General features: G+C 40.0%; 13 protein-coding genes. All 13 read right to left on the bottom strand.

Annotated elements, in window-relative coordinates:
• Window positions 1-345 precede the first annotated feature (345 nt).
• Window positions 346-606, bottom strand: a complete 261-nt coding sequence (gene spoVS, locus NSQ61_RS05125) for a stage V sporulation protein SpoVS (RefSeq protein WP_003181955.1) — start codon at window positions 604-606, stop codon at window positions 346-348.
• 180 nt (window positions 607-786) lie between these two features.
• Entirely contained in the window at window positions 787-1,581 is a 795-nt protein-coding gene (locus NSQ61_RS05120; RefSeq protein ID WP_340806181.1) for a TIGR00282 family metallophosphoesterase, read from the bottom strand.
• A gap of 82 nt (window positions 1,582-1,663) precedes the next feature.
• A complete protein-coding gene (gene rny, locus NSQ61_RS05115) occupies window positions 1,664-3,223 on the bottom strand; it encodes a ribonuclease Y (RefSeq protein ID WP_063386730.1) in 1,560 nt (519 codons plus the stop codon).
• Between the two features lie 248 nt (window positions 3,224-3,471).
• Window positions 3,472-4,512 carry a recombinase RecA gene (recA, locus tag NSQ61_RS05110; protein ID WP_082829319.1) on the bottom strand — a complete coding sequence of 347 codons (1,041 nt, stop codon included), beginning with the start codon at window positions 4,510-4,512 and terminating at the stop codon, window positions 3,472-3,474.
• 136 nt (window positions 4,513-4,648) lie between these two features.
• Window positions 4,649-5,902, bottom strand: coding sequence for a competence/damage-inducible protein A (locus tag NSQ61_RS05105; protein WP_063386750.1), 1,254 nt, complete (start codon window positions 5,900-5,902; stop codon window positions 4,649-4,651).
• A gap of 24 nt (window positions 5,903-5,926) precedes the next feature.
• A complete protein-coding gene (gene pgsA, locus NSQ61_RS05100; RefSeq protein WP_340806179.1) occupies window positions 5,927-6,505 on the bottom strand; it encodes a CDP-diacylglycerol--glycerol-3-phosphate 3-phosphatidyltransferase in 579 nt (192 codons plus the stop codon).
• Between the two features lie 54 nt (window positions 6,506-6,559).
• Window positions 6,560-7,447, bottom strand: a complete 888-nt coding sequence (locus NSQ61_RS05095) for a helix-turn-helix domain-containing protein (protein ID WP_340806177.1) — start codon at window positions 7,445-7,447, stop codon at window positions 6,560-6,562.
• 15 nt (window positions 7,448-7,462) lie between these two features.
• A complete protein-coding gene (locus tag NSQ61_RS05090) occupies window positions 7,463-8,257 on the bottom strand; it encodes a YmfK family protein (RefSeq protein WP_340806174.1) in 795 nt (264 codons plus the stop codon).
• Between the two features lie 144 nt (window positions 8,258-8,401).
• Complete coding sequence (locus tag NSQ61_RS05085) at window positions 8,402-8,659, bottom strand: DUF3243 domain-containing protein (protein ID WP_063386726.1); 258 nt, start codon at window positions 8,657-8,659, stop codon at window positions 8,402-8,404.
• A gap of 73 nt (window positions 8,660-8,732) precedes the next feature.
• The gene (gene ymfI / locus NSQ61_RS05080; protein ID WP_232515766.1) at window positions 8,733-9,446 is read right to left on the bottom strand and encodes an elongation factor P 5-aminopentanone reductase; all 714 of its coding nucleotides are present in this window, start codon (window positions 9,444-9,446) and stop codon (window positions 8,733-8,735) included.
• A 15-nt stretch (window positions 9,447-9,461) separates the two neighbouring features.
• Window positions 9,462-10,751, bottom strand: a complete 1,290-nt coding sequence (gene yfmH, locus NSQ61_RS05075) for an EF-P 5-aminopentanol modification-associated protein YfmH (RefSeq protein ID WP_340806172.1) — start codon at window positions 10,749-10,751, stop codon at window positions 9,462-9,464.
• On the bottom strand, window positions 10,748-12,025 hold the full coding sequence (gene yfmF, locus NSQ61_RS05070) for an EF-P 5-aminopentanol modification-associated protein YfmF (protein WP_340806170.1): 1,278 nt from the start codon (window positions 12,023-12,025) through the stop codon (window positions 10,748-10,750). The genes yfmH and yfmF overlap by 4 nt, the downstream gene beginning before the upstream one ends.
• A gap of 365 nt (window positions 12,026-12,390) precedes the next feature.
• Window positions 12,391-14,181, bottom strand: coding sequence for an IS1182 family transposase (locus NSQ61_RS05065; RefSeq protein ID WP_066249780.1), 1,791 nt, complete (start codon window positions 14,179-14,181; stop codon window positions 12,391-12,393).
• Window positions 14,182-14,331 lie beyond the last annotated feature (150 nt).

The raw sequence follows: 14,331 nt of genomic DNA, 5'->3' as shown, positions 1-14,331 counted from the left end.
TAAAATATCTTTATCATTTCCGGTATTTTAGAGGCCCACTGCCCTGCCGAAAAGTCTATGATGATGAATTATGCTATTTTTAGCCATAATAACCTTGTTCTGGCAGCAAAACCACCATACCTTAAAATTTTTGGGATAATCCTAAACGATTTCAATTTTATCCCTAAATAATCAAAATTACAAGTTTAAATGCTTGTAATGACAAAAAATTTTAAATATTCACCATTCTCTACTTCTGTATAATGAAATTATAATAAAACCGATAAATATTATCAACATTTTAAGCAAAAAACAGTCTGCAACCGAAAAGGAGTGCAGACTGTTTAGCTAATTTATTTAAACATGTTATCTCGGCTCAACAATCAATTTAATGGCTGTTCGTTCTTCACCGTCTATTTGAATATCTGTAAATGCCGGAATACAAATTAAGTCAACACCGCTCGGAGCTACAAATCCTCTTGCTATCGCTACCGCTTTTACAGCTTGATTCAATGCTCCAGCTCCAATCGCTTGAATTTCGGCGGCTCCACGCTCCCTCAGCACCCCTGCTAGCGCTCCGGCGACAGAATTCGGATTAGATTTTGCTGAAACTTTTAATATTTCCATTTCCTAGTTCCCCCTTCATTTTTTACAATGGTTCGTGAAAATTTATTGGAACAAATGCTGTTAGATGCATTGTTCAAAAGACCCATCACCTCTTGAACAATTGGTTCCATCCCATAGTTACTATATTCCCTAAAGTTTGGCAGTATTCCTGCTTATTTTTAATTTTTTTTTTCATTTAATTTAATCAAAATAAACGTGATCATCATTGATTAATATTCGTTTGATCGATTTTGCTTTGCCGGTTCCTTCCTCAATTTCCACTAATACGGCATTCAATTGTCCTCTGCCTTCATTGATTTCAAACCGAACAGGGAGATTCGTTAAAAATTTTTTTAATACTGCTTCCCTGTCAACTCCTAAAATACCGTCATATGGTCCTGTCATCCCGACATCGGTAATAAATGCCGTTCCTTTATCTAAAATTCTTTCATCGGCAGTTTGAACGTGTGTATGAGTGCCAACCACTGCGGAAACTTTCCCATCCAAATACCAGCCCATCGCTTGTTTTTCGCTTGTTGCTTCCGCATGAAAATCAACAAAAATATATGGAGTTCTTTTCTTCGCTTCTTGAATCAATTCATCCGCTTTCCGAAAAGGGCAATCGATTGCCGGCAAAAATGTTCTTCCCTGGAGGTTTATGACTGCAAGCTCTTTTCCATCCGCTTCCACGTACACGATTCCTTTTCCTGGTGTGCCTTCAGGAAAGTTAGCCGGTCGAACCAACGCTTTTGCTTCATCGATAAATTCAAAAATTTCTTTTTTATCCCAAGTATGGTTGCCCATTGTCACTGCCTGAACTCCCAATGAAAGAAGCTTCTGGTAAATTTTCACAGTTATTCCTTTGCCATGTGCAGAATTTTCACCATTGACAATTGTTACTTCAGGATTATATTTTTTCTTCAGCTTCGGCAAATATTGTTCAACCATTTCTCTCCCTTTTGCTCCTACCACATCGCCTACAAATAAAACTTTCATGATGAATTCCTTTCTAAATGTTTATTATATAGTTTTGCATAAATTGAAAAAAAAATAAAGCGGCACATTTTCATGTACCACTTTATTTGGCATATTCAACCGCACGAGTTTCCCTAATGACGGTCACTTTAATATGTCCAGGGTAGTCAAGCTCTTCTTCGATCCGCTTGCGAATATCTCTTGCTAATCGATGAGCTTCTAAATCATCTATTGCATCCGGTTTTACCATGATGCGAACTTCGCGGCCTGCTTGAATGGCGTACGATTTTTCCACACCTTCAAACGACTCGGAAATTTCCTCCAATTTTTCAAGCCTGCGAATATAATTTTCAAGCGTTTCACTGCGGGCACCCGGCCGTGCTGCCGATAAAGCATCAGCAGCTGCAACTAAAACCGCAATTACCGATGTCGGTTCTTCATCCCCATGATGGGAAGCAATGCTGTTGATGACAACCGGGTGTTCTTTATACTTCGTTGCCAGCTCCACGCCGATTTCAACATGGCTTCCTTCTACTTCGTGGTCAATGGCTTTTCCGATGTCGTGCAGAAGCCCTGCACGTCTTGCAAGGATTTGATCCTCACCTAATTCGGCAGCCATCAATCCGGTTAAAAAGGCAACCTCTATTGAATGCTTCAGCACGTTCTGGCCATAGCTCGTTCGAAATTTCAATCTGCCTAAAATTTTGATCAAATCCGGATGAAGACCGTGAACGCCAACTTCAAATGTCGTTTGTTCTCCGATTTCCCTAATATGCTCGTCCACTTCCCGCCGCGATTTTTCCACCATTTCTTCAATTCGCGCTGGATGAATGCGCCCGTCTTGAACAAGCTTGTCAAGCGCAATTCTTGCTGTTTCACGGCGAATCGGATCAAATCCCGATAAAATAACCGCTTCCGGTGTATCGTCGATGATGAGGTCGATCCCTGTCAACGTTTCAAGAGTGCGAATATTTCTTCCTTCTCTGCCGATAATTCTGCCTTTCATTTCGTCATTTGGCAAATTCACAACAGAAACGGTCGTTTCAGCCACATGATCTGCTGCACAGCGCTGTATAGCAAGGGAAAGAATTGCCTTTGCTTTTTTGTCTGCTTCTTCTTTCGCCTTTGTTTCTGCTTCTTTCACCATTACAGCAATATCATGAGAAAGTTCCTTTTCCACTCGTTCAAGGATGATTTGTTTCGCCTCTTCACGCGATAAACCAGAAATGCGTTCAAGCTCTATTTGTCCTTCTTGCACCATCTTTTCCACTTTGCTTTCCATCTCTTCAATATGCTGTTGTCTTTCATTTAGAGAATCTTCTTTTTTATCTAGCATCGCCTCACGCTTATCTAATGATTCATCTTTTCGATCGAGATTCTCCTCTTTTTGCATTAAACGGTTTTCTTGTTTTTGAAGTTCATTTCTTCTTTCGCGAATTTCTTTTTCTACTTCCAAACGAAGCTTATGAATTTCATCCTTTGCTTCCAGAAGCGCTTCTTTTTTCGTTGCTTCAGCTTCACGCTTAGCATCTTCAAGAATTTGTTCCGCGGCGTTTTTTGCACCCGCTATTTTCGCTTCAGCAATGGATTTTCGAACAAAATAACCAACAACTGCACCGACGATTAGGCCAAGCAAAATGGAGATGATTTCAATGAGTTCCATTCTTTCACCTCCTCTTGCTATGAACTTGTCACAAAGAAAGTGTCGGCATTACACATTTACTCTCCCGATAACATTTTCCAAAAAAATATGTTAAATATATTGCAAAAATGAAAAAATATACATATCCATTTTAAATGTGGGAATAACCCTTGTCAAGTTTTCATCTTGTCGAACAAAGGATGGGGCTTTTTTTGACCAAAAAAATAAGACCGGCTACTCCGCCAGCCTTACGCTAAGATGTGCGTACATTATTCATCCAAAAGCTCGAACGTTTCCTGCCCCTCTTGCACAGGTTCATTCGTTTCAAGGCCATATGCCTTGCGAATTTCTTGCTGAATGGCATCGCGAATATCCGGATTTTCGCGCAAAAATTGCTTTGCATTTTCTCTTCCCTGTCCTAAACGCTCCTCTTGGTAAGAATACCACGAACCGCTTTTTTGTATAATATCCAATTCCGTTCCCAGGTCGATGATTTCTCCTTCTTTTGAAATCCCTTCCCCGTACATGATATCAACTTCTGCCGTTCTAAAAGGAGGCGCTACTTTGTTCTTGACAACTTTAATTTTCGTTTTGTTTCCTACCATATCATTTCCTTGTTTCAGCTGTTCAGCTCTGCGCACTTCAAGGCGGACAGATGAGTAAAATTTCAGCGCGCGTCCCCCTGGAGTTGTCTCGGGATTTCCGAACATGACGCCCACTTTTTCCCTTATTTGATTAATAAAAATCGCAATGGTTTTCGACTTGCTGATGGCTCCTGAAAGCTTCCGAAGCGCTTGCGACATAAGACGAGCCTGCAATCCGACATGCGCATCGCCCATTTCGCCTTCAATTTCCGCTTTTGGGACGAGTGCTGCGACCGAGTCAATGACAATGATGTCGACTGCACCGCTGCGAACGAGAGCTTCTGCAATCTCAAGAGCCTGCTCGCCGGTATCGGGCTGCGACAAAAGCAGTTCATCAATATTAACACCTAAATTTTGCGCATAGACAGGGTCGAGCGCATGTTCCGCATCGATGAACGCTGCTTGCCCGCCTAGAGCTTGAACTTCAGCAATGGCATGAAGGGCCACTGTCGTTTTACCGGAGCTTTCCGGTCCATATATTTCAATAATCCGACCTCGAGGATATCCGCCGACGCCAAGAGCTGCATCCAATGCCAGCGATCCGCTTGGAACTGTTGAAACTTTTCGCTCAGCTTGTTCTCCAAGCTTCATTATCGAACCTTTTCCGAATTGTTTTTCAATCTGTTTTAACGCCATTTCCAAGGCAGCTTGACGATCATGATTCAATACAATTTCCTCCTTAAAAAATTGATAGCTTCAAAATAAATATACCGTGTTTTTTCCTGTTTGCCAAGAAAAAAGGGAACATTTATTCGTTTTTTAATTTTCATTATATAAAAATTAAAAAACCGGATGAAGACGCTCATAACCGGTTTTCCATTTCCTTTATTACATTCATTACATAGTAGCAGCCATAATTTGCCGTTCTGTGCCTGATCCCTTCCCGAGTACCGGAAAGATGAAGCTCAAAGACTGCTGTCGGCCGATCGTCGAATTGAATGCCGATATAGACAGTTCCAACTTCTTTTCCTTCAGAAGGATCAGGTCCTGCCACTCCCGTAAAGCTGATGCCGATATTGCTGCCGGTCAATTTTTTTATATTTTCCGCCATTTCTTTCGCACATTCAGAGCTAACGGCTCCTTTTGTTTTCAACGTTTCTTCCGACACGCCAAGAACATGCTGCTTCACTTCGTTTGTATAGCAGACAATTCCTCCAAGCACAATATTCGAAGCGCCTGGAAAATGGGTCAGCTGTTCGGAAAAAAGACCGCCCGTCAAACTTTCTGCAGCCGAAATAGTATATTGCTTTTCTTTTAGAAGCTTCATAAGCTGCTCTTGGATCGAAGTTTCACCGTGTCCATAAAAATATCGGCCAACACGGCTTAAAATCTTTTTTTCTGTTTCGTCAATCAGCTTCAGCGCAGTCGACTCATCTTCATGTTTTGCTGTCAGGCGCAATGTTACTTCGCCGTCTTTTGCCAGCGGCGCGATGGTCGGATTTGTTTGCTGATCAATCAGATCCTCTATATCTGTTTCAAGCTGAGATTCGCCGATGCCAAAGAAACGAAGCACACGCGAGATGATTTTTTCTTTTAACCCGTAATGATATTGCAAAAACGGCACACCGTAGTTGATAAACATCGGCTTCATTTCTTTCGGAACGCCCGGCATTAGCAAATATGTAATTCCGTTCGCCTCTAACGCCATTCCTGGCGCCATTCCGTAATGATTTGGCAAAACAGTAGAACCTTCCAAAACTAATGCTTGTTTCCGATTGTTTTCCGACATTGTCCGTTTCGTCCGTTTAAAAAAATCCTCAATGTTTTTCATCGCCGCCTCGTCGATCACGAGGCGTTTATTCAAAATACGTGCAATCGTTTCTTTCGTCAAATCATCTTTTGTCGGGCCGAGCCCGCCGGTAAAAATGATGCAATTCGACCGTTTTTTTGCCGTTTCGATCGTATGCTTGAGCCTCTCAGCATTGTCTCCAACGACCGTATGATAAAAAACATTAACACCTATTTCAGCAAGCTTTTTTGATATAAATTGGGCGTTTGTGTTGGCGATCTGTCCAAGCAACAGTTCTGAACCGACAGCAATAATTTCAGCATTCACATTCATACAATATCCTCCACATGGTTATTTCGAATTGACAAACGCGTGTTTATTTTTCATGAAATAGTCCCATCCAGATAAAATGGTAAAAAAGAGCGCAACCCACAAAGCAATGTCTGCAAATGGAAACGAAATCCATTCAAAAGGTATATTATGTAAAAGCAAAGCGGAAATAGCCACGATCTGCGTCCATGTTTTTATTTTGCCGAGCATGTTAGCTGCTACGACTTCTCCTTCACCGGCCAGAACTAAACGCAATCCGGTTACGGCAAATTCACGGCTGATGATCAGAATGACAATCCAAGACGGAGCAGCACCTATTTCCACCAATATGATGAGAGCTGAAGAAACGAGCAATTTATCGGCAAGAGGATCTAAAAACTTTCCTAAATTTGTCACAAGTCCAAGCTTGCGTGCATAATATCCATCAATCCAATCGGTCGTCGAAGCTAAAATAAAAATGAGGGCGCCAATGACATGTTTAACAGGGATGACTTCTTCACCGACCGACCAATTTCCCCAGTTAAAATCGCCAAGCATCACAATCATAAATATTGGAATTAGCATAATTCTTGATACAGTAATTCGATTTGGCAAATTCATTTTGTACCTCCACTAGCATAAAGTAAGAATGAATAAGCCATCTCGTACGATGACTTATTCATTCTTGTTATTTAAAATGATAATATCCTGCCGAACCATTTTATTCGGGTCCGTTTCATAAGAAACGGCTTCTCCATTCACTTGAATGGTCGTAAATCGAGCATCGCCTACAACGATTTTTGCTTCTTCTTCCGCTGTTACATCAACCGTTTTCTGCTCATTTTGTCGCATCATTCCTGCAAAAAACGATTTTCCTTTTCCGTTCTTCACTTCTATCCACGAATTCCCATTGGTTGAAATATCGATCACCAATTTGTCCGCATTGGACAATTCATATACGGTTTCTTTCCCTCTTACTTCTTTTACCGTCAATGTTTGCTTCGTTTCATTTTCGGCGTTCTCATCTTTTTTCTCCTCTTGTTCTGTTTCTTCAACCGAACGGTCTTTTTCATCGACAATATTATTTTGCTCTTTTTTCTCAGGCTCCACGCCAGAGGTTTCTATTTTGACGGATTTTGTATCGTCCTCCGTCTGAACGCCTTCGTCTGTGCTTCCACGCTGGGAAAGCACCCAAACGATAATCGCCACCAAAATAATAACAGCGATGACGGCAAGCTTCGGCAACAGCTCTAAAAATTTGGAAGCTGGCTTTGGAAGCTCTTTATGCGTTTGAACGCGGGACAATTTCTCAGATATCTCATCATATGTACTTGGTATTTCATTTTTATACTGTTCAAATAAAACATCCGGATCAAGGTCAACCGCTTCCGCGTATTGTTTAATAAACGCACGCACATAAAAATTCCCCGGCATGATCGAGTAGTTTCCTTCCTCAATGCCGATTAAATAGCGCTTTTGAATTTTAGTTATTTCCTGCAAGTCATCGAGTGAAATGTTTTTTTCCAGCCTAGCTTGTCTCAGATGGTTACCTAACTCGCTCAAAACGTACCCACCTTTCTAAAAATCAAATCCATTATAAATTGAGTTACCAAATGGCTGATGATTATTTTCTACGACGTCATACGTAATTTCTTCATCAGGGTGATGTCTAAGTTCAATAATGTAGTCGAAATCATCCAAAGTATATTCGGAGCTCTGAACGAAAATATCTGGATGCTCCACGACTTTCGTTGCCGGAAGCTGCATCACTTCCCGAACTAATTGCAAATGCTGTTCAGAGCCTCTTTTCATCGTGACGATTCCATCTAAAATAAACACGTTATCTGTCCCGTATTCATCAGCAATCAGCCTTTCCCGGACAGTTTGCTTCAGCATGGTTGAAGAGAGAAAAAGCCATCTTTTATTCGCACAGACGCTCGCCGCTACGATCGATTCTGTTTTCCCGACACGCGGCATTCCGCGTATGCCGATTAATTTATGACCGTCTTGTTTAAAGAGCTCGGCCATAAAATCAACGAGAATACCAAGCTCATCGCGAACAAAACGGAACGTCTTTTTATCATCTGCATCCCGTTGAATATAAAAGCCATGACGGACAGCAAGACGATCTCTCAGCTTAGGCTGCCGCAATTTTGTCACTGTTATGTTGTCCATCGTATTCAGAATAGATTCAAGCCTTTTAATTTGTTCAATCGTTTCGCAGCGCAGAAGCATCCCGCGGCGCATATCATCAACGCCGTTAATCGTAACGATATTAATGTTCAGCATACCGAGCAAAGACGAAACATCTCCCAGCAGCCCCGGCCGGTTTTTTTGAATTTTATATTCTAAATACCATTCAGTTTTTTCCACCTTCAAAAACCCCCAAATAACACCTATAAATTTATAATAAATCATTTTAGATAAAGAAGAAAGGATAATTGCAAGGAAAAAATAAAGGGCATCTTGGTCATTTCACCAAGTGCCCTAACTTGACAGTAATAAATGAAAAACATCCTAATGGACGCTGTCATTTTGAACAAGTTTCACCATCATGTTGGCGATTGCATGTTGCTCCTCTTTTGAAGCGACACTCCACAGATCGTGAAGAATTTTTTCTTCAGGGTTTTTCGGCTCCACTTGCTTTGCTAAATAATCACCGATTTCATACGCTAAATTGGAAATAACCTCTTGGGACAATCCGCCGCTTTCTGCTTGCTGGAGGCGATCCGCCAAAAAATCTTTCCATTGATTCCAATTTTCCAATACTGACATATGTTCCCCTCCTTTATCGTTTAATCAATTTTTATTTTCCCTTGATCATGCAGTTTTTATACGGGAGAGGGAATCAGCAGTACCATCCTCCATTGACAGCAATCACCTGACCTGTAATGTAGGAAGCTTGCTCGCTAATAAGGAATAAAACAACATTCGCGACTTCTTCAGGCTTTCCATTTCTTTCAAGGGGGATGCTGTTTTTAATATCTTCCAATTCTTCAGGAGAGAATCGATCATTCATACTTGTATCGATCATGCCTGGCGCAACGGCGTTGACGCGAATATTGGAAGGCGCTAATTCCTTCGCTAGTGCTTTCACAAAGGAAATTTGCCCCCCTTTTGCCATGGAATACAAAGCTTCACAGCTGGCTCCTGTCTGCCCCCATATAGAGGAGATGAAAAGAATGCTTCCTTTTTGTTTTCTTATCATTCCACTGACTACTTTTTGAGTAATAAAAAAGGGCGACGTAAGATGAAGCTGTATAATTTTTTGATAATCTTCCATCAAAACATCTTGAATCAGTCCGTAGTGGGAAATACCGTTAGCAAAAATAAGAGCATCTATAGAAGTTGGAATGTTTTCAAGTAATTGTTCCGTCCCGCTTTCCGATGACAAATCCGCATAAACTGGAATGATCTGATCATATAACTTCATTGCTTCTTTTAACGGTTCAATGTTTCGAAAGTATTGAGCATAAATTTGATATCCTTCCTGAGCCAATTTTTCTACAACCGCTTTTCCGATTCCTCCGCTGGCTCCAGTTACTAACGCTGTTTTCAAGATTTCCCCTCCGCAATATTATGATTTCGGCAAAACTTGGAAAACTGTTAAATAATCTTCATCAATCGCTTCTTTTAAAACTGCTTCAATCGAGTCCATGTTTATATTTTCTAAAGCTTGCACAACATCGAACAGATTCATTTCGTTAAATTGATACCGGGTAAATTGATTGGCGATAAATTCAGGAGAATTAAAAGCCCTTAAAAAAGAGCCGATTTTTTTCTTTTTGGCGGCCTCCAGCTGCTCATTGGTAAATAACGATTGCTTGCTTTTCATAAGAGCTTCTTTTATATATTCACTCAGCTCATCCGGCCGGTCGGTATCGCCGCCGACCATAGCAAAACCGAAGCTGTACTCCTCTGTATAATCGAAGCTGAACGTATCATCAATAAGCCCTTTTTCATACAATTCCAAATAAAGCTTTGAGCTTTTGCCAAAAAGCATTTCTAAAATTAAATTCATGGAAAGCTCATGCGTAAGCAGTTCTTCCCCTTTTCGGAAAGGATGTTTTGCCTTTAAGCCGACTAAGCATTTCGACGACTTGACATTCATATAAATTTTTTCACTCGTTTTAAACACTTCATCTCTTTCATGTACTTGTTCACGAACAATATTCGTTGGCTTTTTAAAATCTTTTTTTGCCTGATTCTCTTCCACTTGCTTGATAATTTTTTCCGCTTGAACAGGCCCGATCAAAAACAGGAGCATGTTGCTGGGATGGTAAAACGTTTCGTAGCATTCATAAAGCTGCTCTTTTGTAATTTGATTTATCGAATCAATTGTGCCGGCAATGTCAATCCGTACTGGATGGCTTTCATACATGTTTTGGATGAGTCCAAAATAAAGCCGCCAATCAGGATTGTCTTGGTACATGTTGATTTCTTGACCTATAATGCCTTTTTCTTTTTCAACGGATTGGTCAGTAAAATAAGGACTTTGGACAAAATCTACTAACGTTTCTAAATTTTGTTCAACATTTGCCGTGCTGGAAAAAAGATATGCTGTTCTCGTGAAGGATGTAAATGCATTGGCCGATGCCCCTTGTTCACTAAACTGTTGAAATACGTCCCCATCCTTTTTTTCAAAAAGCTTATGTTCCAAAAAGTGAGCAATGCCGTCCGGGACGTGAACGATTTCCTCTTTGCCAATTGGAACGAATTTATTGTCAATAGAACCGTATTTAGTGGTGAATGTTGCATACGTTTTATGAATCCCTTGTTTTGGAAGGACATAAACATCTAATCCATTTTCCATTTTCTTATAATAATACGTTTCTTTCAGTTGATCGAATGTAATTTCTTTTATCATAAAGATCCGCCCCCTTTCAAAAAATAAACCGTATCCAGTTGAATTTTTTCAGCAAGCTGGACGATTTCGTCTTTTTGGACCTTTTCTACCCCTTCGATCCATTCTTCAATAGTTCGGTTTGTTTTCGCAACAACATTGTGGTACAGCACTTCCGTCATTCCGTAAGGGGTATCGATTGTTTCCAGCAACTGATTTTTGATCACCGCTTTCGTTTGTTCCAATTCTTTATCTGTAAAATCTCCTTTTTTCATCGCTTCCATTTGTTCATGAATAATCGTGAGAGCGCGTTCGTAGTTCTTCATTTCAATTCCTGACATCACCATTAACAAGCCTTTATGGCTTTCCACTCTTGAGGAAGCATAATAAGCAAGACTGTTCTTTTCGCGAACGTTTAGAAACAGCTTCGAATGCGGAAATCCCCCAAAAATGCCGTTAAACACTTGCAATGCGTAATAATCATGATCACTATATGTTGTGTGCGTGCGGTACCCGATGTTCAATTTCCCTTGGGTAATGTCTTGTTCTTCGATAACTTCGTTAACCTTCTCAATTTTTTTTTCAACACTTTCAGCCCTAGCTTGTTGATTGGATTTTGTTAAACGGAAATATTTCCTGACAATATCAGCCACTCGTTCGTTTTCAATATCCCCGATCACAAATAAATCGACTTCATCATGCTGCAGCATGTTTGTATAATAATCTGTCAGCTGTTGAGGAGAAATTTGATCGATATGCTCTTTCTCTCCGTTGACATGCAGACGGTACGGCTCAGTTTTGCACATTTCTTGGATTAAACGTAAATTCGCATAACGCATTTTATCGTCATAAACCGCTTGAATGCGCTGTTTTAATGTCCGCTTTTCTTGTTCGATAATGCTTTGATTGAACACCCCTTCTTGCAGAGGAGGCGAAAGAAGTACTTCGGACAACAATTCGATCCCTTTTTCCAATAAAGGTGTCTTATCTTTTAAAAATTTTTCATTCGGGATTTCCATCCGGAACGTAATGATATGGTTTTCTCCCTTTTTGGCTAAATCGACTTGCAGTGTTGCACCGTACAAATCATCCAAATATTTCCTTAATTCAGTTGTGGATGGGTAGGATGCTGTACCTCTTTGCAAAACATGGGGAAGCAAAGCTCGAATGGTTACATCCTTTTCCGATAGCGTCGCCTTTAACCTTAAAATGAGTGAATTTGTTTTAAAAGCATTTGATGAAACGGTATGCAGCTGAATCCCGTTTATTTCGCTTACTTGCTCTTGTAAAAAACCCATTCTATCCCTCCTAAGCCTGAAAGCTTTCTATATGTTATTGTTTCCAATCATGAAAAAACACGTTATTAGTAATTATATCAATCATAGGATATTGAAGGAAATCATAACGAAATGAATTATTATTTAAAGTTTACATAATTATATTACTGTTAATTATTTAACAAAAAGCAGGGATGTCTCTAGCCAGATCAGCTGAGTTATGACATCCTTCTTATGTATAAAATAGGGGTATACTATACGATAACATGCAGGAATTAAAAAGTCTTTAGCAGATTCTCGGAGAAAACACACTATTGATCGTTGCCCAATACTTTTTTGTGTGTTTCAGTTTATTGTTCAATTTTAAGTGAAAAAATACCATATACTTAAAAGGGGCTGTCCGATAAGTCCCTAAAATGAAGCAAGTGGAGAAAAACAATGCGTTTCTCTCCACTTGCTTTTATATTTTTTCGATTTTTATCTGAAAGTAGCTGGCGGATGCCGGCTACTTTCAGGAAGTTGTGGGCTAATGCCACAATCCCAAACTCAACATGTACTTTGTCGAGCCCCCGTAAAGAAAATCTGCGGAACGACCGATTGCCCTTGATGTGACCGAACACACTTTCTGCCTCGACTTTGCGTCGAGCGTAGATGGCGGCTTTCTCTTCACATTCAAGGGCTGTTTTGGCCTTTGCTTTCATTTCTTCGAAGATGGGATTCCAGTGAACTTGACGATTTCCCTTCGCTTTTGTGCATTTCGCTTTCAATGGGCAATCGGTACAATCTTCACATTCGTATATTTTGAAGCTTTGTTCATAGCCAGATGGATTCTTTTTGTTTTGGTATTTTTTAAACGTTACTCTCCTTCCATTCGGGCAAATAAAACAATCATCCTCTTCACAATAGGTCCAGTTTTTGGCATTTTTAATGTCTTTTTTGTATGTACGTGTTTGTTCTTTTACATAGCTCCCATAAGGAATCAGAAACTCAAACCGGGGCTCTTTCTCATCACCAACTGCATATACATAGTTTTCTTCACTACCATAGCCTGCATCCGCAATAACTGTTTGGGGCATCGGTAATGAAGTGGAGGCTAGCTTCTCCATATGTGGGATAAAGCAACGTGTATCGGTTGGTCGTTGATGAATGGTATAAAACAAGATAAACTGATTCTCTGTCCCGATTTGCACATTATACCCTGGCTTCAGTTGACCATTTTTCATATGATCTTCTTTCATTCGCATAAAAGTTGCGTCTTTATCCGTTTTTGAATAGCTGTTACGATCGCCAAAGATTTCATTCTGTTCCTTGTATTTGGCTAGTCGAGGTAAAAAATTTTCTCGAATCCGTTTTAAAGGTTTTTTCCATTTCTTGCGTTCTGTTCGTTTTTCCTTCCGAACTTTTGTATCAGATTCCTGTTCGATTTCCTCTGTTAGGATTTCGACTTTTTCTTCTAATTTTTGAGCGATGGCTTCCAAGTTCTGTTCCGTGATTTCTGGATCTTCTTTCGCCTCTTTTTGTGCTGTTCCTGCTTCTAATTGGGTTAATTCTTGAATGTACTGAAGTGTTTCTTGAATTTTTTCTCTTACCTTCGCTTCAAATTTCAAGGTTGATTTTTTCCACACGAAAGAATACTTATTGGCATTGGCTTCAATTTTAGTACCATCCAAAAAGTAGTTTTCCATCGTGATGTAATTTTCTTCAATCAGCTTCAGAATCATCGCTTCAAATAACTCATCCATTAGGACCTTCATCCGTCCGCCTCGGAATTCGTTGATTGTCCGGAAATCTGGTTGTTGCATCGCTGAAAGCCACATGGCAGGAATATTTTCTTTAACGAGTTTTTCGATTCCTCGACAAGAATAAACCTTTTGAGAATAAGCATACAGAATGATTTTCAGCATCATTTTGGGATGATAGGAGCTTCTGCCGCCGCCTTTATAATGAGAAAACAATTGTTCATCTGGTATCGCCTCCACCATTTCGTCCACGACACGTGCCACGTGATGTTCGGGTATGAGCGATTCAATATCATAAATCATTTGAACTTGACGGTTGTCATATGGTTTGAAAGTAGGGGCTAAATTTCTTTTAGCAGGAGTTTTTTCTTCTTTTCCATCTAGAGGAAGTGTCATTTGTGTGTTATAATTTTCAGGAGTAATCATTTGATTGCTCATAAAAAATCGTCCTTTCTGTAATGTTGTGTCGCAACTTCATTTTACTAGAAAGGACGATTTTTTTGTGCATTTTTTTTAAAAGTGAAAAAATGAGGGGCTCCAAAAAGTCAGTTACCCTGACTTTTTGGACAGCCCCTTCATCATTATTTT

It is taken from the genome of Aeribacillus sp. FSL K6-1121 (assembly GCF_038003725.1).
Taxonomy (GTDB): domain Bacteria; phylum Bacillota; class Bacilli; order Bacillales; family Aeribacillaceae; genus Aeribacillus; species Aeribacillus composti.
Note: the sequence above shows the minus strand (reverse complement) of the source record. Positions and strands in the feature narration are given on the sequence as shown.